The organism is Bradyrhizobium sp. B097 (assembly GCF_038957035.1).
GTDB lineage: Bacteria > Pseudomonadota > Alphaproteobacteria > Rhizobiales > Xanthobacteraceae > Bradyrhizobium.
The window spans coordinates 1,637,365-1,657,035 of the sequence record NZ_CP152412.1 but is presented as its reverse complement, the minus strand read 5'-3'; the positions used below and the strand labels follow the sequence as shown (position 1 = coordinate 1,657,035).

Annotated in this window: 18 protein-coding genes; 4 read left to right on the top strand and 14 right to left on the bottom strand. The window is 62.4% G+C overall.

The window, feature by feature from the left end; all coding sequences use genetic code 11:
* The first annotated feature begins 519 nt into the window (after positions 1 to 519).
* Positions 520 to 2,439, top strand: coding sequence for a sigma-54-dependent Fis family transcriptional regulator (locus AAFG07_RS07655; RefSeq protein WP_342726712.1), 1,920 nt, complete (start codon positions 520 to 522; stop codon positions 2,437 to 2,439).
* 98 nt (positions 2,440 to 2,537) lie between these two features.
* Here AAFG07_RS07655 and AAFG07_RS07650 read toward each other — a convergent pair whose 3' ends face one another.
* From AAFG07_RS07650 to AAFG07_RS07605, 10 genes are all read right to left on the bottom strand, one after another.
* On the bottom strand, positions 2,538 to 4,166 hold the full coding sequence (locus AAFG07_RS07650) for a molecular chaperone GroEL (RefSeq protein ID WP_342726711.1): 1,629 nt from the start codon (positions 4,164 to 4,166) through the stop codon (positions 2,538 to 2,540).
* 66 nt (positions 4,167 to 4,232) lie between these two features.
* Positions 4,233 to 4,943 carry an iron-sulfur cluster assembly protein gene (locus tag AAFG07_RS07645; RefSeq protein WP_342726710.1) on the bottom strand — a complete coding sequence of 237 codons (711 nt, stop codon included), beginning with the start codon at positions 4,941 to 4,943 and terminating at the stop codon, positions 4,233 to 4,235.
* A gap of 95 nt (positions 4,944 to 5,038) precedes the next feature.
* A complete protein-coding gene (locus tag AAFG07_RS07640; RefSeq protein ID WP_342726709.1) occupies positions 5,039 to 6,082 on the bottom strand; it encodes an amidohydrolase family protein in 1,044 nt (347 codons plus the stop codon).
* A gap of 114 nt (positions 6,083 to 6,196) precedes the next feature.
* Positions 6,197 to 6,553 (bottom strand): MmoB/DmpM family protein, encoded by a 357-nt coding sequence (locus tag AAFG07_RS07635; RefSeq protein ID WP_342726708.1) that lies wholly within the window; start codon positions 6,551 to 6,553, stop codon positions 6,197 to 6,199.
* A 47-nt stretch (positions 6,554 to 6,600) separates the two neighbouring features.
* Positions 6,601 to 7,707: an aromatic/alkene monooxygenase hydroxylase subunit beta gene (locus tag AAFG07_RS07630; protein WP_342726707.1), complete on the bottom strand. Its 1,107-nt coding sequence runs from the start codon at positions 7,705 to 7,707 to the stop codon at positions 6,601 to 6,603.
* Between the two features lie 49 nt (positions 7,708 to 7,756).
* On the bottom strand, positions 7,757 to 8,791 hold the full coding sequence (locus tag AAFG07_RS07625) for a 2Fe-2S iron-sulfur cluster-binding protein (protein ID WP_342726705.1): 1,035 nt from the start codon (positions 8,789 to 8,791) through the stop codon (positions 7,757 to 7,759).
* A gap of 103 nt (positions 8,792 to 8,894) precedes the next feature.
* Positions 8,895 to 10,565, bottom strand: a complete 1,671-nt coding sequence (locus AAFG07_RS07620) for an aromatic/alkene/methane monooxygenase hydroxylase/oxygenase subunit alpha (protein ID WP_342726703.1) — start codon at positions 10,563 to 10,565, stop codon at positions 8,895 to 8,897.
* Between the two features lie 150 nt (positions 10,566 to 10,715).
* Positions 10,716 to 10,913, bottom strand: coding sequence for a hypothetical protein (locus AAFG07_RS07615; protein WP_342726702.1), 198 nt, complete (start codon positions 10,911 to 10,913; stop codon positions 10,716 to 10,718).
* Positions 10,914 to 10,984: 71 nt separating this feature from the next.
* A complete protein-coding gene (locus AAFG07_RS07610) occupies positions 10,985 to 11,356 on the bottom strand; it encodes a hypothetical protein (protein ID WP_342726700.1) in 372 nt (123 codons plus the stop codon).
* 57 nt (positions 11,357 to 11,413) lie between these two features.
* The gene (locus tag AAFG07_RS07605) at positions 11,414 to 12,457 is read right to left on the bottom strand and encodes an NAD(P)-dependent alcohol dehydrogenase (protein ID WP_342726699.1); all 1,044 of its coding nucleotides are present in this window, start codon (positions 12,455 to 12,457) and stop codon (positions 11,414 to 11,416) included.
* 336 nt (positions 12,458 to 12,793) lie between these two features.
* On the opposite strand from AAFG07_RS07605, the gene AAFG07_RS07600 reads away from it, so the two are divergent.
* The 3 genes from AAFG07_RS07600 (at position 12,794) to AAFG07_RS07590 (ending at position 15,337) form a co-directional block, all read left to right on the top strand.
* Positions 12,794 to 14,689, top strand: coding sequence for a sigma-54-dependent Fis family transcriptional regulator (locus AAFG07_RS07600; RefSeq protein WP_342726698.1), 1,896 nt, complete (start codon positions 12,794 to 12,796; stop codon positions 14,687 to 14,689).
* A gap of 69 nt (positions 14,690 to 14,758) precedes the next feature.
* Positions 14,759 to 15,181, top strand: a complete 423-nt coding sequence (locus AAFG07_RS07595) for an SseB family protein (protein WP_342726697.1) — start codon at positions 14,759 to 14,761, stop codon at positions 15,179 to 15,181.
* Positions 15,182 to 15,187: 6 nt separating this feature from the next.
* Positions 15,188 to 15,337: a hypothetical protein gene (locus AAFG07_RS07590; protein WP_342726696.1), complete on the top strand. Its 150-nt coding sequence runs from the start codon at positions 15,188 to 15,190 to the stop codon at positions 15,335 to 15,337.
* An 850-nt stretch (positions 15,338 to 16,187) separates the two neighbouring features.
* Here the strand turns inward: AAFG07_RS07590 and AAFG07_RS07585 are convergent.
* The 4 genes from AAFG07_RS07585 to AAFG07_RS07570 are packed head-to-tail and all read right to left on the bottom strand — an operon-like array spanning position 16,188 to position 19,532.
* The gene (locus AAFG07_RS07585) at positions 16,188 to 17,036 is read right to left on the bottom strand and encodes a copper chaperone PCu(A)C (protein WP_342726695.1); all 849 of its coding nucleotides are present in this window, start codon (positions 17,034 to 17,036) and stop codon (positions 16,188 to 16,190) included.
* A gap of 13 nt (positions 17,037 to 17,049) precedes the next feature.
* Positions 17,050 to 17,295, bottom strand: coding sequence for a biotin/lipoyl-containing protein (locus AAFG07_RS07580; RefSeq protein ID WP_342726693.1), 246 nt, complete (start codon positions 17,293 to 17,295; stop codon positions 17,050 to 17,052).
* Between the two features lie 46 nt (positions 17,296 to 17,341).
* The gene (locus tag AAFG07_RS07575; RefSeq protein WP_342726692.1) at positions 17,342 to 17,677 is read right to left on the bottom strand and encodes a helix-turn-helix domain-containing protein; all 336 of its coding nucleotides are present in this window, start codon (positions 17,675 to 17,677) and stop codon (positions 17,342 to 17,344) included.
* Between the two features lie 25 nt (positions 17,678 to 17,702).
* Positions 17,703 to 19,532, bottom strand: coding sequence for an ABC transporter transmembrane domain-containing protein (locus AAFG07_RS07570; RefSeq protein ID WP_342726691.1), 1,830 nt, complete (start codon positions 19,530 to 19,532; stop codon positions 17,703 to 17,705).
* Positions 19,533 to 19,671 lie beyond the last annotated feature (139 nt).

Sequence of the window (19,671 nt, the reverse complement as noted above, 5' to 3'; positions counted from 1 at the left end):
TGAACAGTCGGCGAGCAATCTCAAGTCGGGGAGGCGCAACCATCGATACCGACAGGACCACGCTGCATCATCCCCGGATGCTGCGCTGCATCACAGGCCCAACCAAGGATCTTCCGACAGATCGAACCGTGGCCCGTGCGGAGTTGGATCGATCCAGCGGCGTCGAATTTAAGGCTGGCTGCTGCCGGGTTCCATCTCATGAAGCTAGATCCGCTACCTTTGCTAGAACCATTCAAAATGTATATTCTGACCTGGTTACCGGGCCTGAGAGAGAGCCTGGGACATCAGGGAGCGGGACGCTGAAGAGGTTTGTTTGATCGCACGGCGCGGCCGGTTTGACGGCGAGTGCGGCGGCATGGAATCCGATGCGGGCGGCCATTCGAGCAGCCTGAGGGTTCTGTTGTTGCCCCTTGCCTGATCAGTCCGACAGCCGCGGCGGGCAGTCCCCTGCATTCGGATGGTTGATCAAGCGGCCCCGTGCGACCGGGTCTGGTGGCCTTTGATCTCGGAGGAGCCAGGATGGACCAACGAGAAGTGCTGGCGGCGTGGGAAAGATTCGTCGAGCGCGGAGCGTTGTCGTCCGATTTGAGGTCGTCGGTTGCCGCGTCGTGGCAGAGATCCAGAAACCATCACGTCACCGTCGACCGAGCGCGGGCGCCGCTCGTCGCCGACGCCGAGTTGTTTCGCCGGCGCGCCAAGCACGCTTCGCTTCGCCACGCCGCCCGCTGCGCTCTCGAGAATTCCAAGACGTTCCTGCGCGATGCGAATTCGATCATGATCCTCACCGATCCCAGCGGGCTGATCATCGATACCCAGGGCGACGACAGGGTTATCGACGCCGGGCGCGCGGTTCATCTCGAGCACGGCGGACGCTGGAGCGAGGCTGACATCGGCACCAACGCGATTGGCGCCGCGATCGCGGAATCGAAACCGGTCCAGATCCGCGGGGCGGAGCATTTCTGTTCGGAGGTGCAGCGGTGGACCTGCGCGGCCGTTCCGGTTCACGATCCCAGCGATGGCGAATTGCTTGGCGTGGTGGACATCTCCGGCCCCGCCAGCACCTTCAATCCGCAGAGCCTCGCCTTGGCGGTCGCGGTCGGCCATCACGTCGAAGGCGTCCTGGCGCAATCCATCCGACAGGAACATGAGGAATTGCTGTGCCGCTTTCTGGCCAAGAGGGCGCAATGGTCGAATGACGAATGCATCGTGCTCGACCGCCGCGGCACCATCCTTCACGCCACGGAACGCGCGCTGAATGTGATCCAGCACGGCATTCACGACGATGCACCGACCCGCTTCTTGAAGACGGTGCCGTTCGATGAGTGGCCAGGCAGGTTGAAAGAGCTGCTTCCAAACGCCAGCTTCAATCTCGTCAAGAACGAACGCTCCGGCATCGGCGCCATCGTGGTGCTGCCTGCACGGCGACGCCAATTGGTCACGCATCAGAACGCTCGGCAATCGAGGTTCGAGCCCGAGCACCGCGAGACCACGGGCTCATCGTCCGCCCGGAAGGACTTAAGGCCGCAGCCCCCCTCGCTTCCGGGCGCCGCCGCCGGATTCGTCGCCCGCGATCCCGCGGTGCGGGCCGTCGTTCGTCAGGTCGAAACCGCGGCGGCGCGCAAGATGCCGATCCTGATCCGCGGTGAAACCGGGACCGGCAAGGAACAGCTTGCCCGGCATGCTCACGCAGCGAGCGGGCGGACCGGCGCGTTCATCCCTGTCAATTGTGCCGCCCTGCCCGAAAGCCTGATCGAGAGCGAACTGTTCGGCTACGCCGAAGGTGCATTCACCGGGGCGCGGCGCGGCGGCGCGATTGGACTGGTCAGGGAGGCCGACGGAGGCACGTTGTTCCTCGACGAAATCGGCGACATGCCCGTCGCATTGCAGGCCGTGCTGCTGCGGCTGCTCGACGACTGGACCGTGCGTCCCGTCGGCGGCGTCAGAACGAAAGTCGATGTTTTTCTCGTCTCCGCGACCAACGCGCGCCTCGACAAGGCGGTCGCCGAGGGCAGGTTTCGATCCGATCTGCTCTACCGCCTCAACACGCTCGAGGTGACGTTGCCGAGACTCCGCGATCGCAGCGATTTTGACGCCATCGTTCGCCATCTGCTTGATGCCATCGACCCGGGCTGCGAAATCACCCCGGCCGACATCGCGCATCTCGCCACACGCCCCTGGCCCGGCAACATCCGCGAGCTTCGCAATGTGTTGGCACGTTTCACGCTTGCCGCTGCGGATGGCACCTCGAGCGAGCCGCAGCGGCAGGATGTCGCCGTGCAATCCCCTGAAGCGGCGCCCGGATCGCTCCACGACACCCACAGGGCACGAATCCTTGCGGTCTACGCCGAGACCGCCGGCAACGTCAGCGAAACCGCGCGACGTCTTGGTGTCTCAAGAAACACAATCTATCGCGCGCTCGGGCAAAAGAAGCCTGAATGAACCGCAGCCGTATCGGACCGTCGACACTGCCGGTGGCGCAGCATGCAGCGCGAGCTGGCGCGAACCGCTCGCATCAGATTGACGGTTCGCGCCGCTGATCAGAGCAGTTCGGCACCACCGCCTCGCGCCGGCCCTGCGGTCGGATCGTGGTCATCCGGCTTCTTGGCGATCAAGGTCTGCGTCGTCAGGATCAGACCGGCCACCGAGGCCGCATTGCGAACCGCGCTATAGCACACTTTGACCGGGTCGATGATGCCCGCTTCGACTAGATCGACCGCCGAACCGTTGCGCGCGTCGAGGCCATGACCATTCCTGGTCTTTGCAAATCTCGTAACCTCCGCCTCAGCGTTCAGGCCGGCATTGCCGGCAATGTAGAACAGCGGCCGACTGAGCGCGCGCTGCAGCAGCTCGGCGCCCTGCCTGGTGCTCCCATCCAGACGGCCGATCAACTCGTCGAGTTTCCCGGCGGTCCTGAGCAAGGCCAGGCCGCCGCCCGGGACGATGCCCTCTTCGATCGCCGCGCGGGTCGCGTTGATCGCGTCCTCGATCAGCTGGGTCCGGCGCTTCTGTTCCACCGGCGTGGCGCCGCCAGCGAGGATCATCGCCGTGCCGCCGGATAGTTTTGCGATTCGCTCCTGGAATTTGTCCCGTTCGATATTTTCAGGAGCGGCCTCATACTGCCGCAACACCTGCTCGCGTCGCGCAACGATGTTCCTTTGATCCCCGGCGCCCGCGGTGATCAGGGTCTTCGAGGCGGAAATGCGCACCTGACGCGCAGAACCTAGGTCATGCAGCTCGGCCTTCTCGAGCCTTCCGCCGAGATCGACCGAGATCACACGTCCCCCGGTCGTGATCGCAATGTCCTCAAGCATCGCCTTGCGCCAATGGCCGAATTCCGGCGGATGGATCGCGGCGACCTTGAAGCCGCCGCGCTCCCGGCGTGCCAGCAATTGCATGATGACCGGCGGCGCAACTTCTTCGGCGATGATCAACAGAGGCCTGCCGCTCCTCTCGATCAGCGAGATCACGCCGGCGAGCTGCTCGCCGGTCTGGATCTTGATATCGGTCATGAGGATGAACGGATCGTCGAGCACCACTTGCATCTTCTCGACATCGGTCACCATGTGATGCGAGAGATAGCCGCGATCGAAGGCCATGCCTTCGACGATCTCCAACGTCGTTTCGACCGTGCTGCCATATTCAACCGCAACGATTCCGTGATTGCCGGCACGCTGGAATGCCTCGGCCACCATGTCGCCAAGCGCCGTGTCATTGGCGGCAATGCTCGCCACGGCACGCAGGCCGGCGGCACCCTGCAGCGGCTTCGCCAAGCGTCTGAGCGCGGCGATAGTCTCGGTGACCGCCAGTTCCAGCCCCTCGACCAGCTCGACCGGATTGGCGCCGGCTGTAAGACATTTCAGGCCGTCCTGCACCAGGACATCGGCAAGCACGGTGGCCGTGGTGGTTCCGTCTCCCGCCACTTCATTGGTCCGCGCCGAGACTTCGCGCAACACCTGTGCGCCCATGTTCTCGAACGGGCATTCCAGCTCGATCTCGCTGGCAATGCTGACGCCGTCGCGCGACACGATCGGCGTACCGATCGGCCGGTCCATGATCGCGTTCATACCCTTCGGTCCGAGCGTGCCTCTGACCGCCTTGGCGAGTTTGGCAACACCTCTGCCTAGGGCGGCCCGCGCGGCTTCATCATGCAGCATGATCTTCGGCATCTTACATCCCCGACTGTTGGCTGGAGGGCGTCTCGTTTGCACTCGTTCTCTTGCTGCACGCCGGCATCACGGCACCTGGTCCGCACCCGGCGAGGCCGGCATCGCCTTCGATTTCGGGACGAATGGCGTTTCGAGGTCGAACCGGGCGGCCAGCAGACCGCGACACAGCGCACCGTTGAACTCGGCATTAATGCCGACACGCCGCAAGTCCGACAGATAGCCTGGAAGGCTTTCGGCGTTTAGCCGCGCGCCTTTCGCGTCGACAAAGGCCGTCGCATCGCTCGGCGCGGAGCCGACGACCGCACGTCGTTCGAGATAACGCTGAACCAGCTTCTCCCCGGTATCGTCGAGCGGCAGGCTGCCAAGCTCGGCCAGCGTCAAGCTCACGATCTCCGCTGGAGAATGCCCCAATGCGATGAGGTGACCGAGCAGCACGACCTGTCGACGCTGGAATGCCTTGACGAGGAACGTCTGACGCAGATCGTCGAGGCCACCATCAGCCTCGGTGCCAAACGCCTCCTGGAACGAACGCCCCTCGGCAAGACCGGCATTGATCTTGTCGGCATACATATGCTCGCCCAACACGACGCTGACGCCCTTCACCCAGTCGAGTCGGCTCACGGCTTGGCGCATGTCGTCCGCCATCAGGAACGAAAAGTTGGCCGCACACCAATAGGTCGGCAGGCGGAACTCGATGTGGACGCGGTCGGCCGCGTCCACATCGGCGCGGGTCACGAAATTCAACTCGGTGACGGACTCGTCGAGCTCCGGGTCCATCACGCCCTGCAGGCAGGCCCAGATCTGGGCCCGCCTGTCATCGATCGAACGGTCTTGCGGCCGCATCGCGCTGTCAACGGCGCCATTCATGGCCGTCACCTCGGCGCATGAACGGCTTCGGGCAGATGCGCATAGCCGCCGCCGGCCCGGATCTTCTTCTTCTGCGCCTCGACATCGATCCCGTAGATGCGCGCTGCGTTGAGGCCGAGAATTTTCGTCTTGGCCTCCATCGACAACACCGAGCCGGTCTCCTTGGTGACGTCCGCCGGAATTTCGAAGGCCATCAACTTGTCGATCAGCCATTTCGGGGTCCAGATGCCGTAGTCGCTGCCGTAGAGGATCTTGTCCGCTCCGACCCAGAACAGCAGCTCGGAAATGACGTGGGCGAAATAGCCGGGCCGCGAATGGATGAAGGGCAGCGCCACCGCGAGACCGGCGTAGACGTTGGTCTCCTGGGTCGCGATCCAGCAGAAATCGTCCAGCCGCGGCAGGCCGCAATGCTCGACAATGAAGTTGAGGTCCTGGAACGAGGTCGCGACGTCGTCGATATCGGCTACATCGAACGCATCCCGGTTCAGCGGAATGATCGTCGGGCCCTTGTGGACGTGGATGTTCTTGATGCCGAGCTTTTGCGCCGCCTCCAGATATTGGTAGGACGCCTTGTCGGTCAGCTTGTAGCCCTTGGATTCGCCGCGCCATTCGGCGGTGTAGAGCTTGACACCCTTGAGCTTGTGCTTCTCGGACAGTGCATGAAGTTCCTCGATGCCCTTGCTGCCGTCGCGGGGATCGAACGCGCCGTTCAGGATGAAGCGATCCGGATGGCTCTTCTTCATGGCCGAATTTCGCTCGGTGGTGTTGAAGCCGTTCTTGTAGAAGTCGGTGAGATAGGTCGGCTGCAGGATCGCCATGTCGTCATAGCCGGTGACGAACAGATCGTCGAACATCGTCTTGGCGTCGTATTTCTCGAACTTCTCCTTTTCCCATTTCTCCGAGGGTGGGCTCAGATTCGCGTGATAGGCGTAGAAGCAGTCGATGAACTGCTTGCCGTGGATGTTCTTCTGGTTCGCCGGGCTGCCATCCCAAAAATGCGTATGCCCATCGATGACAAAAATCTCTTCACCCTTGGCTGTTCTGTACATGACGTTTCTCCCTGATCCCCGCTGGATTGCGTGCCGTTCTGAAAGCGTGCGATTGATGTCGTCGATTGCACCCGGCCGGTGTCGCGCCGGCCGGGGCTCGTTCACGAGCGGTCGTCAGACGATGTATTTCATCATCTCGTTCATGTCGCCGAACAACATGACGGTGTTGTCGTCGATCATGACCATCCGGCCGTAGTGCGTGGAGGTCGAGATCTCGAAGAGATGCGGGGTCATCACCCGCCCCAGCTCCTCCGAAATCTCGTCCATCTTGAACTCCATCTTGCCGACGCCGTCGATGCGGATCATCGCGGGCATGTAGGTCACCTTGATATGGTCATGCCGGCTCATCACCTCGGCGATGGCGCGCGCCTCGACGCTGTCATTCATGGTGACGCCACATTGATGCGACACCGTGTCCTCGAACGTGATGTCCTTCATCGATTTGAAGATGTTGTCATTCTCGTGCAGCATGTCGGTCTCCTGAAGCTTTTGTTGTGACGGAGGTGAAGCGGTGCCGGTCAGGATGTGAGATTTGCCGGAACCGTCAGACCAAGCTCGGCGGCGATGCCCTTGATCCGGTTTTTCGCGTGTGCCAAGGCATCGGCGAACGCAGCGACCTTGACACGCGGCTGCGACCAGATCGGTTGCAGATGGTTGGCGGCGTCGAGCGCCAGGTCGGCATGCTTGACCAGCCACTTGTTGAACAGCGCAAGGTTCTGCGCCGCGTAGGTAGGATCCGTGCCGAGAATGTGGAACAGCTCGACAGAGTTGGCGAGGTTGCGCTCGTAGTCGGCCTCCGCGGCGGAGACGACCGCCGGCGTGATGAAATCGTTCTGTGCAGAGGCCGCCTGCATCAGGAAGCCGGAGCGGAACAGTTCGCCGATCAGCGGCTCGAACACCACGTTCGTTGCAAAGTACTGTTCGAGATAGTCGTTCGAACCCATCACCGATTCGACCGACTTGCGCACGCCTTGCCAGATCGGGTCCTCCAGCCAGTGCTTCTTCCCGGCAGCAATGTCGAAGGCGGAGAGGTCGAGACCGATCTCGCTCAGATAGAGCGTGATGTCCTGCGCGAACCGCAACTTGTAGGACGAGTTGGTCAGGATCGCATTGTTGACCATCTGGGTGTAGCCGTAACGCTGCGCCTGCATGGTCGAGGTGCCGAGACCGAATTCGGCGTGCTTGTAGGCGCCAAGGTGGTTCTGCAGGATCTTCACCCAGGCGGGATCGAAGCGGGTCGGCGCACCTGATTTCCGGCCGTTCTCGATGGTGTTCTGCACCATGCCGCAGATCGTCGACTGGCGCTGGTAATGGGTTCGCTCCCACTCCTGGTCGACGGCGCGGAATTTGTGCCAGTTCGAGCTCTTGGCCGCCGTCCAGTCCTTGGAATAGGTCGGCGTTCCGTCCGGGAAGGAGATGATCCAGTCCTGCAGCAGGTATCGCTCTGGATCCGGCTGCACGTCGACCGTCATGTCCTCGTAGTGGGTCGCCTTGCGGCCTTTGGGTTCGAAGTAGTTGTACTTGCGGCTGTCGGAGCCCGGAAAGACCGCGGCTCCCGCGGCACCGGATTTGACGGCTGCTGCGGGCTTGGCCGCTGCCGTTGCGCTGCTCGTCTGTGCACTCATCGTTCACTCCCTTTTGCCATTCTGTTCTGCGACGAACCTTTGAACGCCGTCATCGCACCGCCGGCGTAAACTTGTCGAAATAGATGTGCTCCGGCTCGACGCCGTTCATTTGCAGGACGGGCAATACGGCGTCGATCATCGGCGTCGGCCCGCACGCGTAGGCATCGATGGCGCCACTCAATTTCTCCTCGCGCAGATGGCGCAGCACGACCTCGTGAATCAGCCCGGTTTCACCGTCCCAGCCGTCGCCCGCTTCGGCATGCGACAGCGCCGGCACGAACTTGAAGTCCTCGAGCCGCGCCGCGATCGCTGCGATCTCATCGAGGTAAAACAAGTCGGTGCGCGTGCGCGCGCCGTAGAAGAACCGGACCGGCCTCTGCTCTCCGCTGCCGATATGGTCGGCCAGAATCGACCACAGCGGCGACATCCCGGAACCACCACCGATCAGCAGCATCGGCCCTGGTCGTTCCTCGCGCCGGAAGCAGGTGCCGTACGGCCCCTTGGCAGTCACGGCGTCGCCGACGGCCAACTTGCCGTCGAGCTGCGACGAGAACGCCCCATTCGGATACTTCTTGATGATGAAGCGAAGATTGCTGCCATCACCCGGAGGGTTCGCCATCGAGAAGGCGCGGGTGATCGAGCCATCCTGTAGTGTCAGATCGACGTATTGGCCGGCCCAGAACTTCATCGGCCTTTCGATCTCGACCTCAAGCAAGCGGATATCGGATGTCAGCACCGTGATCCCCGCAACGCGGCCGGCAAACGCCTTGACCGCGATCGAGCGGCTTAGCAGATCCTCATCGTAGTTGAGCAGTTCGACGCTGATATCGCTGTAGACGTGCGTCCGACACAGCAGGACGTGGCCAGTCTCGCTCTCGTAGTCCGGCAGCGCGAAGGTCGAATATTTCAGCAGCTCGATGTCGCCGTCGACCAGCTTCGATTTGCAGCTGCCGCATTGGCCTTCCTTGCAGCCGTGCATCAACGAGATGCCCTGGCGGAACGCCGCGTCAAGGACGGTCTCGCCCTCTTCCACTTCCATCTCGATGCCCACCGGCTCGAAACGAACTTTGTGCACGTCCGTCATCATCCCCGCCTTCGTCCCGCAATTGAATGAACCGATCCGGCAAGCCGTTCTTGCCGGTCCGGCAAGAGGGGCCACCGAAGGCGGCCCCTCCCGTCGTCATCAACTAGTTGCAGGGGTTGATCTTGAAGCCCTTGCGGTACTCGGCCGTCGCGACCTCGCGTTCGGCGGGCGACAGCGCCCTGAAACCGCGCAACGGGCTGCCAAGCGTGTGTCCGCGCACGTGATCGAGCGTCCACATGTCCTTGGTGTCGAAGCGCAGATGCGGCTGTGCGATCATGGTCTTGCCGTCGGGTCGGACAAAGCCGAGATCCTTGATCGCGTCGGCGACATCCCAGCCGTGATAGCAGTCTTCCCATTCACGACGACCGCTGAAGCGGCCCATCGCCGGCGTCGCCCGGCCCTCATATTCGGCGGCGAACGCCACCTTGTGGGTCCAGCGGCAACCTTCGGAGCAGTAGGTATAGATCTTGCCGTCGACCTCGTCGCAGACGAAGTCCTCGCGGATCAGGCACGGCACCATGCAGCTCCAGCACCGGTGCGGGTACGCATAGCCCACCTCGCTGTTGAAGAGGATGTTGGTCTCGCCGGGCACGCTGAGCTTGGCGTGCCACTTCCAGAAGTCGCCGAATTCGGCGTACCAGCCCGGATACTTGTGCTCGAACCACTCGAAGTCCTTTTCGGTCTGGGCCTCGATGCGCCAGAAGTTCACCGACCAGCCGACCGTGAAGAATTGCGCGGTTTTGTGGACGTAATTCTTCTTGACGATGCGATCCCAGGCAGCGGCGACGTCGTCGTGATGGATCTTGATGCCGTACTTCTCAAGCGGCAGCATGTAGGTCCGGTAGTAGTCCTCGTAGATCCAGCGATGCCAGAGCTCGGCGTAGGACTCCTTGTTCTTGTCGCGGTTGGTCGTGCCGTACTCGATGAATGTCCCGATCGCGGCGTCGACGATCGCGTGATTCTGCCAGAAGGCGTATTTGAGGTCGCGCTCGAGCAGCTGATGGTTCGTCGGATCGTTGATCATGGCCATCAGCATCGAGTGACCGTTGCCGATGTGACGGGATTCATCCGACTGGACCGACAGAAACACGGTCGGCAGCGCGTAGTCGCCGTTGCGCGCGGCTTCCGACGGCATCGCCACGAACAAGGTATTGGTGAAGGCCGTTTCGGCGACGACGGTCAGGTAGACGTTCGCCGCGGTGATGGCGTCACCGGTCAGGAAGCCCTCGGCGAACTGGCGGCCGATCGTGGTCGCGTAACACTTGCCGAACGCGGCTTCCGTAATGTCGAACCCCGCAGGATCGATATAGTTCTCCATGTACCACTTCTTGAGGTTCATCTGGATCGTCGAGTGGCGGAACTCGTCGACCATCTGCATGGTGAAACCGGTGCGCAGTTCCTCGCCGGGTGCGAGCCGTCCGACCATCGCCATCGAGCGTGCCGCCGAGATCTCCGGGAACGGGATGATCGCCAGGAACAGCTTCATCCACTCGACCCATCGCGGCTCGACGTTACGGAACATGTCGCCGCGCAACGCCGCATCGAGCGCACCGTAGACGCGGTTGTCCTTTTCCTCCTGCATCGGGAAGTACGACCGCAGGACCTGCTTCATCGGGTCACGCGGCGTCTTCGAGATCTTGTAGTCGGTCGGGAAGGTCATCGCCTCCTGCACGTAGCTCGGCGTCCAGCCGAGGTCCGCGACGCGGTTGGCCGCTTCAGCGATGCTGATGCCCTTCTGCGCGGTTATCTTGTTCAGCGTCAAACTTGCAGTCATTTCCAGCTCCTTTGAACGTTGCGTTGTCTCGGCGTTTCTCGCGTTGGTCCCAGGTCAGAACACCTGGATCTCGGTGTTGAAATTCTCGGCTGCAAAACTCACTTTGATTCCGTTAAATCGATTCCTGATCTGCTATCTCGTCGTCCTACGTCAGTTCGGCTTCTCGACGCCGGCGGACGTGTCGCTTCCGTCGGCGCGTTTGATGAGGGGCTTGCCTTCGGCGACGAATTTCGCCGACAGGACCAGCGCACCGATCGCGAAATCCTTGCCGTGCGCCGCGATCATCGCCTCGGCGAGTTCGGCGAGCTGAACGAAGAAGACGTCCTTCGACTTGCTTTCATCGCTCATTTCCGCTTGCGGAGACGGCGTACGTCCGGCTTCTTCTGATGCAATCATGTTCGTTCCCTCGTTGTTGCCCGTCATGCGTGGCCCGACCGCTGGTGCTCGTCGGTCGACGGGCCGTTGTCGATCTCAAGCAAAGAAGTGTTGAGCCATTCGCGCTCGGCCACCAGCCGCCGATGTTCTTCCTGAAGCATTTCCAGGTGTGCGGTCGCACGATCCAGTTCGGCATTCGCTGCCGCTCCTGCCTCCGCGCGTGCTGCTTCGCGCCGGGCGCATGCGAGTTCGATCTCGGCGCCACCCCGCGCGTGCTCGTTCTTGATCTGCCGCTCGTTGTTTTCGACCATCTCGTCGATCACCCTGTCGCGGGCGAGCATCCGATCGCGGGCGCGCCGCAATTCGGTGGCCATCTCGGTGCTGGTCTGCGGCCCGCGCGGGCTGTCGTTGGTCACTCGCGCCACTCTCGTTCGATGATCCGGACTGAAGGCGAACATCTTGCGGTGCATGAACTACGGAACCAGGACGGCGCGGCCGTGGATGCGCCCATGATGCAGATCATGAAGCGCGTCATTGGCCTGGCTGAGCCGGTATTCCTTGGTATGGAGCTCGACGAGGCCGCGGTCGGCGAGCGCCATCAGCTCGACCAGCTCCGCGTAAGTGCCGACCAGGTTGCCGACGATGGTCTTTTCCGACGTGATCATGTCGATGGTCGGGATGTCGATCTTCCCGCCATAGCCGACGATGTAGTAGTAGCCGCCGTTCGCGGTCATCGACAGGCCCTTGGCGATCGCATCGCCCTCGCCGACAAAGTCGATCACAGCCTCGGCGCCGCGTCCGCCGGTCAACGCCAGTACGGCCTCGACCTCGTTGCCATCCGCCTTCACGACATGATGCGCGCCGCACTTCTTGGCGAGCTCGAGCGACTGGTCCGCGCGATCGATCACGACGATTTCCGCCGCACACAGCGCTGCGAGAACCTGGATACCGATGTGGCCCAATCCGCCGGCGCCGATCACCGCGACATACTCGCCGGGCAGCAGATGACGGGATGCTTTTTTCGCGGCGCGATAGGCGGTCAGCCCGGCGTCCGTGTATGGAGCGACATCCTTCGGGGCCAGCGACTTCGGCAGCTTGATGAGGGAGCGCTGTCCCGTCAGCAGATATTGCGCGTAGCCGCCGTTGGCATTGATGCCGGGAAACGAACTGTCCAGCGCGTGCATGTCGTTGCCGCGCCGGCATGCAAGACAGTGCCCGCTGGTCACCAGCGGATGGCAGATCACGCTGTCGCCGACCTTGACGCCCTCGACCCCCGGCCCGATCGCCTCGACCCAGCCCGCATTCTCGTGCCCCATGATGTAGGGAAGCTTGACGTCGACCTTGCTACGCCAGATGCCTTCGACGATGTGCAGGTCGGTACGGCAAACGCCCGCACCGCCGATGCGGACGATGACGTCCATCGGCCGTGAGATCTTCGGATCAGTCACGTCCTCGAACTTGACGAACTCCTTGGCCGTCAGTTTCTCGTCGAACTCATGAAGCACCGCAGCCTTCATCTGATCAGCCTCCCCAAAATTTTTTTATTCCGTCGATCGCAGCGATCGCGATCCGCCGGACTAGGTCAGCAAGGCCTGTGCCAAGCGCACAACGGCCTGATCTTTCTATTGTTCTCGCGATCGCGGGCGTGCACGCGCCGATCCGCCTCGGAGCAGACTTCACGACGCACTGTTCCGAGTCGGAACAGTTTTGGCGGCGACGGCGGCAACAGCGCGAAATTTGGATTTTCGATTGTTTGATCTATCATCGCGAAAACCGCGCCACGCGCGCGAACGACCCGAACGGGCCGCGACGAAAGAGGAAATCGCCAAACAGCGACTCCGGGAGGAGCACTGATGCTGACTGCCGGCCGACGCATGGACAACGCCTGGATGACGCTCGAGCAGCGTGGAGCGCCACCGGCAGAGCTGTTGTCAGCCGATATCTACGACAGCTGGATGCGCTGCATTTCGCTCGGGCTCGACACCTTGCGCCCTCCGTCGCCCGAGTTCGTAAGCCCTGCAACGCTGCGTCAGGAGCAGCAGCGCTGCTCACTGATTCGCGGCCTCGCGCTTGCGGAGATGCACACGTTGCATCAGCAGATTGCCGGCTCCAATTTCATGATCGCCTTTGCGAACGCCGACGGCCTGCTGCTCGACATCATCTCCGACTCCAGTTTCAGCGATGCCTCGAACGCGGCGAGCATCCGGCCCGGCACCGTCTGGACCGAGGCCATTTGCGGCACCAACGGCCTCGGCACGGCGGCGTATCTGAAGCGGGCCATCGTCGTTCACGGCGGCGAACACTTCTTCGCCCGCTACAACAATCTCACCTGCATCGCGGCTCCGATCTTCGCGCCCGACGGCGAGCTGGCCGGCATACTGGATGCATCATCGGACTGTATGTCGCGGCAGGCACACACCCAGGCGCTGGTCGCGATGGCCGCGACCCAGATCGAGAACGGCCTGTTCCGCGAGCATCACCGCGGCAATATCCTGATCGCGTTCCACAATCGCGGCGAATATCTGCACACGCTGAGCGCGGGCCTGCTCGCGGTCGACAATGAGGGCAGGATCCTCGCGGCCAATCGGGCCGCGAGTGTTCTGCTGCATGGCCTGCCGGCTTCGCCAGGCCGGCGCTTCGCCGATGTCTTTCGCACGAAGTTCAGCGCCTTTGTCGATGAAGGCCGGCGCAAGGAACGTCAGCGTCTTGAGGACGAGGTCGGCAGCCAGTTCGTCGCAACAATCGAGAACGCACGCCAGTTCTCCATGATGCAAGCCATCTCGCGCCCGCGGCTGCCGACGCCGAAGGTCGCCACACAGTTCGTCTCGGCCGATCCGGCGATCGCAGCCGTTGTGCAGCGGGTCGGAGTGGCCGCGCTCCGCAAGATGCCGATCCTGATCCGCGGCGAGACCGGGACTGGCAAAGAGCAACTCGCCCGCCATGCCCATGTCGCCAGTGGACGGACCGGGGCGTTCGTCCCGGTCAACTGCGCTGCGCTCCCCGACAGCCTGATCGAGGCGGAGCTGTTTGGCTATGCCGAAGGCGCGTTTACCGGGGCCAAGAAGGGCGGAGCCGCCGGGCTGTTCAAGGAGGCGGATGGCGGCACACTCTTCCTCGACGAGATCGGCGACATGCCGGTGACGCTGCAGGCGGTGCTGCTACGCTTTCTCGACGATTGGACCGTCCGCCCGGTCGGCGGCACCAAGCGCCAGGTCGACGTGCTCCTGGTCTCCGCCACCAACGCCAATCTCGACGACTCGATAGCAAAGGGCCGGTTCCGGTCCGACTTGCTGTTCCGCCTCAACACGCTTGAGGTGACGCTGCCTCCCTTACGCGAACGTTCCGATTTCACCGAGATCGCGCGTCATTTGGTCCACAAGATCGATCCCTTGATGGATCTGACGGAAGGCGCGATTGATCGCCTGGCCGAGCTGGATTGGGGTGGGAATATCCGCGAGTTGCGCAACGTCCTGTCCCGGTTGTCGCTGGTCGAGCCGGGAGATCTGATCGACGAGACATCCGTCGAGTCGGTCCTTGCGCATTCAGCCAGTGAGCGCCTGCCCGGCAAATCCGTCGGTGCCGGCGCAAAGGCCAACCTGCATGAGCTTCAGCGCTCGCATGTGCTGAGCGCGTATGCGGAAACCGGCAACAACATCAGCAAGACCGCGCGCCGCCTCGGCGTGTCGCGCAATACGATCTACCGCGCCCTTCGCGGCAAGCAGGACCAGTATGATCGCGGCGAGGAATGACTGAACAATCCGGCTTGGCCGTGGGCGCTGAAGTCCATGTCCTTGTCGGGTCGAATTGGGAGTGTCACCATGTTCGAACCGGAAAACAGCCTCGAAGCCCTGATGCAAGCCGCCGGGAGGGACGCCGGCATCATTCCCGCGTTCTATCAAGCGCTGCTTGAGGCGGAGATCTACATTCTAACGCCGGAAGCACCGATGAAACCCGGCCGCCGTCGTTCGCTCAAATTTCAGGAACAGATCAACATCGCAACGGTCGACTTCCAGAACATGCGATGGCATCCCGCCTTTACCTCGAAGAAGCGCATCTACGACTACATCAAGGAGCCCGAGGTATGCCTTGGCGCCGCCGCGCGCAATCTGTTCGAGATGCTGCCCAACTGCAATTTCTGGCTCAATCCGTTGTCGGAATGTCAGAAACCGCTCCCGGCGAGCGAGATCGCTCTGCTGATGAGCGGCAAGATATTCGAGATGCCGATGAGGTCCGCGCGATAGGCCAAGGTGCTGGACGGACAAACACCTGGCATCAAAGACGTCGACGATGGCATTTGGCTCGTCAGCGCCATGCGCGATGATCCGGGATATTTCGACCTCGAGCAGAATACCCTGCTGCCGCTCGACAACCCGCTCGCGACGACGTTGTCACCTTGAAGGGCAGCCTAATTAGCTCGCAAGGTGACCACCTGGCCATGACCTGCGGGCTGAATGCAGGCTCGCATACTGCTGGAAGGCCGCTCGTGACTTGGCACGCGTCACTGTAGCGGCACAAGAGCTTCCATCATGGGCACGAAATCGTAGAAGATCGTAGGTTGGCGTGCAAAATCGTACGATTGGTAGCGGGGGTCCGCTACATCGCGAATCCCACTATTTCGGAGGCGCTGTTTTGTTACAGAAGAGCAACCTAACTCGAAACGTCGGTTCTCGATAGTCCGCCAAAAGCCTCCGTTCGTGCGCGGTCCGTCGCCGGCTGAAATGGTCCGACGAGTAGGTTCAAATCGGGGACATGCAACCATCTCAAATTGCTATTTCAGGCGGTCGCCTAGGTATGGCCAACACTCCTTGCCATACTTCCGCTATTGGTCGCTCCAGTTCTTTGACGTGGATGCTGAAGACGACGAGGTAGAGTCCCGAATTTCGTGAGCGATTTCGTCTGCTAAGGTCCTCCGCATAGTGTTCTTCATCGCGAAATCCGTCCTTTGACCCCACGCTTAAGAGCTACGGTTTGCGGGGTGACCGGCGGTAACATCACGGAACCAAGCCGCGGCGGCCTCTGTCGCGCCACTCGTTGCTTTGCCATCAGGTCGGTGTTGGTTGGAGCGAAACCGAGCTACGATGAACGCTATGCTGCTCGGAGCCAAGAGGCAGTCCGAAAACTAGTAGCTCGGGCGATTGGCCCATCCCGTCCGCGGTAGCTCCGGCCCGCCGCTCGAACTCGCTGACGTCGGCGGAGAGCTTTATCGGCATTTCGCTGGCACAGATGCCCGGTCCGACGACTCACCCATTACTCGATGATGACCGGAGCCGCGATGTCGATGCGATCGTCCTTCGTCATGTCGATGCCGAGAGACAGCGACCACTTGCCGTCGACCGCGGCCGTCATGCGGACGCGCCAGCTGTCCGCCGCGATCCGTTCGGCCGTGGCCTTGACCGGCGCGATGTGCTTGTCCGGATTGGACAAGACCACAGAGAGCCCATCGACCGCGAGCGGCTTCTCATCGCCGTCCTCCAGCTTCACGTCGATCTCGACAGGCCCGCTGCGGCCGGGCGTGACCGTGACGTCGGCCATCACCCGCGTTCCGCAGATGTGGGTGAAGAAGGGCTCGCCGCGCGGGACCGCGTTTGCCGGTAAGACCGTCAGCGGTGCTGGATCGCCCGAAACGATCTGCAGCCGCGGTCCCTTCGCGCCAACGCTGACGACCTCGAACGTGACCTCGACCTTGCCTGCGCGTTCGAAATTCAGCGACACCGGGATACGGTGTCCCTCCTCGAACGGCGTGGTCAATCCGACGAACATGATGTGATCGCCGCCTGGCGCGAGAGTGACCGTCGCATCCGGAGGGATCGCCAGCCCGTCGTCGAGGGGACGCATCGTCATGATGCCGTCCTGCATGGTCATGCTGTGAATTTCGACCTTGCCGGCGGCGGGGCTTTCCGCCGACAGCAGGCGATCGGCGCGAGTACCGCGGTTCTCGACAGTGAGATAGCCGCCCGCGACCTTGGCACCCTTCGGCGTGGCGCGGCTCCAGGCCTGGCTGACGGCGACACGTCCATGCTCAACAAGCGAGGGAGCGGAACTTACCAATGCGAGCAGCGCCACGGCGACCAACGTGATGCTTGCGACCTTCAGCATGGCGTTTCTCCCGTCAGGCGGGAACGAGCGTGGCGAGCAGCGATCCGGGCTCGATAACGTGATTGACGCCCGTCTCGATCTTCACGCGGCCGTGGCACGGAGCGACGATATCGTGCAGCGCGCCTTCGATACGGACAACGGCGATGCCGTGCCCTTCTTTTGCCAGCTCGCCGTCGGCAACCAGCCACTTCGTCACGAAGCCTTCAGGCAGCATGGTATTGCGCCAGAGAGTCTCATCCGTCTTGATATCGATATTCATCGTCCATCTCCGTTGGGCTCGCGCCGAAGCCTTCCTGAAGAAGGTCTCACAAACCGCCCGACAACTCCTTGTTGCAGCGCAAATTCGTCTCGATATCCACCGCCGGCTGAACCGGTCGTTGACGAAAAGCCGAAGCCAGACACCGTAGCAGGAGGATCGTGATGTTGCCCTTGCCGCTCTCGATCCGCGCGATCCAGCGTTCGGACATTCCCGAGGCGCCGGCGAGCTCGCGGCGCGACATGTCGCGAGCCGTGCGGAGTCCGCGAAGACGTTCGCCCAATGCAGTTAGGAAATCGAGATCGGAACACGACGACGACAACGCGCTCGGGTCGAACGAGCGCTCGCTTCGATATAGCGCCCACTCTTCATCTTCGATGTTCACAGCCTCCGACATCCGAAGCGTCGGCTCAGCTCGTTCCGAACTGCAACCGCGCGAGGCGGGCGTAAAGGCCGCGGGCCGAAGACAACTCCTCATGGGTGCCCTGTTCGACGATCCTGCCGCGATCCATCACCAGAATGCGGTCGCAGGACAGGACGGTAGCAAGACGGTGCGCGATGACGAGAGTGGTCCGTCCCATCATGAGCCCCTGCAGCGCGGCCTGGACCGCGGCCTCGCTCTCGGAATCGAGCGCCGAGGTGGCCTCGTCGAGGAGCAGAAGGGGGGCATCGCGCAGGATCGCGCGCGCGATGGCGATACGCTGGCGCTGCCCACCGGACAGCATGACGCCACGTTCGCCTAGTCGCGTATCAAGTCCTTCCGGCAGCATGGCCAGAAACGCGGAAGCTGAGGCCAGGTCGGCGGCGCGCTCTACCTCGGCATCCGTCGCGGAGGGGCGCCCGAAGCGGATGTTGTCTCGGGCGGAGGCGGCGAAGATGACCGGATCCTGCGGAACCAGGGCAATGTGCGAGCGGATTTCTTCGGGCTCGGCCTCGTGGACGGCAGCTCCATCGAGCGAGACCAATCCCGAACTCGGATCGTAGAACCGCAGGAGAAGATGAAACAACGTACTCTTGCCGGCTCCAGACGACCCGACGATGGCGACTTTCTCACCGGAGCGCACGGAGAACGCGACGTCGTCGAGCACCCGGACGTCCGGCCTTCCCGGATAGGCGAAGCTGACGCCTTCGAATGTCACGCTTCCCTGACAGGCCAGCGGCAGGTTCAACGGCCGGTTCGGGGCTGCGATCTCGGGCTTGAGGCGAAGTATCTCGAACAGGCGCTCCGCTGCGCCCGAAGCCGCGGACACCTCGCCCCAGACTTCGCTGAGCTGGCCGAGGCTCGTCGCAGCCAGGACCGCGTAGAGTATGAATTGACCGAGACGTCCGGCGCTCATGGCTCCCATCGCCACGTCGCGAGAGCCGGCCCAGAGAATAATCACGACACTGCTGAAAACGATGAAGATGACGAGCTGGGTCAGAACGGCCCTCGCCCTGGTCGAAACGCGAGACGCCTCATAGGCTTCGTCCACCTCGCGACCGAAGCGATCGGTCGCGATCGCCGCGCCGTTGTAGGCCTGTACCGTTCTGATCGCGCCGATCAGCTCCGAGGCGTAGGCGGTTGCATCGGCCAGCGTATCCTGAGCGTTGCGGGACAGTCGCCGGACCCATCGACCGCATGCGATCAGGGGGATCACGACGGCAGGGATGACGAGCAGGACCATTGCAGAAAGCTTCGGGCTTGTGACCGTCATCATGACGATTGCCCCGAGCAGCATGATCAGGTTGCGCAAAGCCACGGAAGCGGATGCGCCGACCGCCGCCTTGATCTGCGTGGTGTCTGCCGTCAGCCGCGAGGTGAGATCGCCGCTGCGCGATTGATCGAAGAAAGAAGGCGACAGTCGGAGCAAATGACCGAAGACATCCCGCCGGACGTCAGCCACCACGCGCTCACCCAAAGTCGCCACGAAATAGTATCGGCAGGCGCTGGCGCAGGCCAGCACGGCCACGACCGCGATCATGGCCGCGAAGTAGCCGTCGATCGCCGAAAGGTCGTCCGGATCGAAGCCGAAATCGACCATCCGCCGTGCCGCCACCGGGATAGCGAGCGTGGTAACCGCTGCGACCGTGAGCGACAGGAATGCGAGCATCGCGCGTCCTCGATAGCGGGCCACGTAGGGAAACAGCGACACCAGAGGACGCAGGCCGCTGCGCTTCGTCGAGATCGCATCGCGCTTCTTCGCGACCCCGCCTGACCGGGAGGAGGCGGCGTACGGTTCGAAGTGCTCGACAGTCGTCATGCGCATGCTCCAAGTGGTGACCGACTTAGGTCCGTTACGACGGGGTTTGCAAATCCGGTAAAGCCCTAATCCGGGTTTCTACGGTCTCCGAAGTAGTCGAACTCGGCGCGGATCGGATCGGCCGAGAGGCGCGGTCATC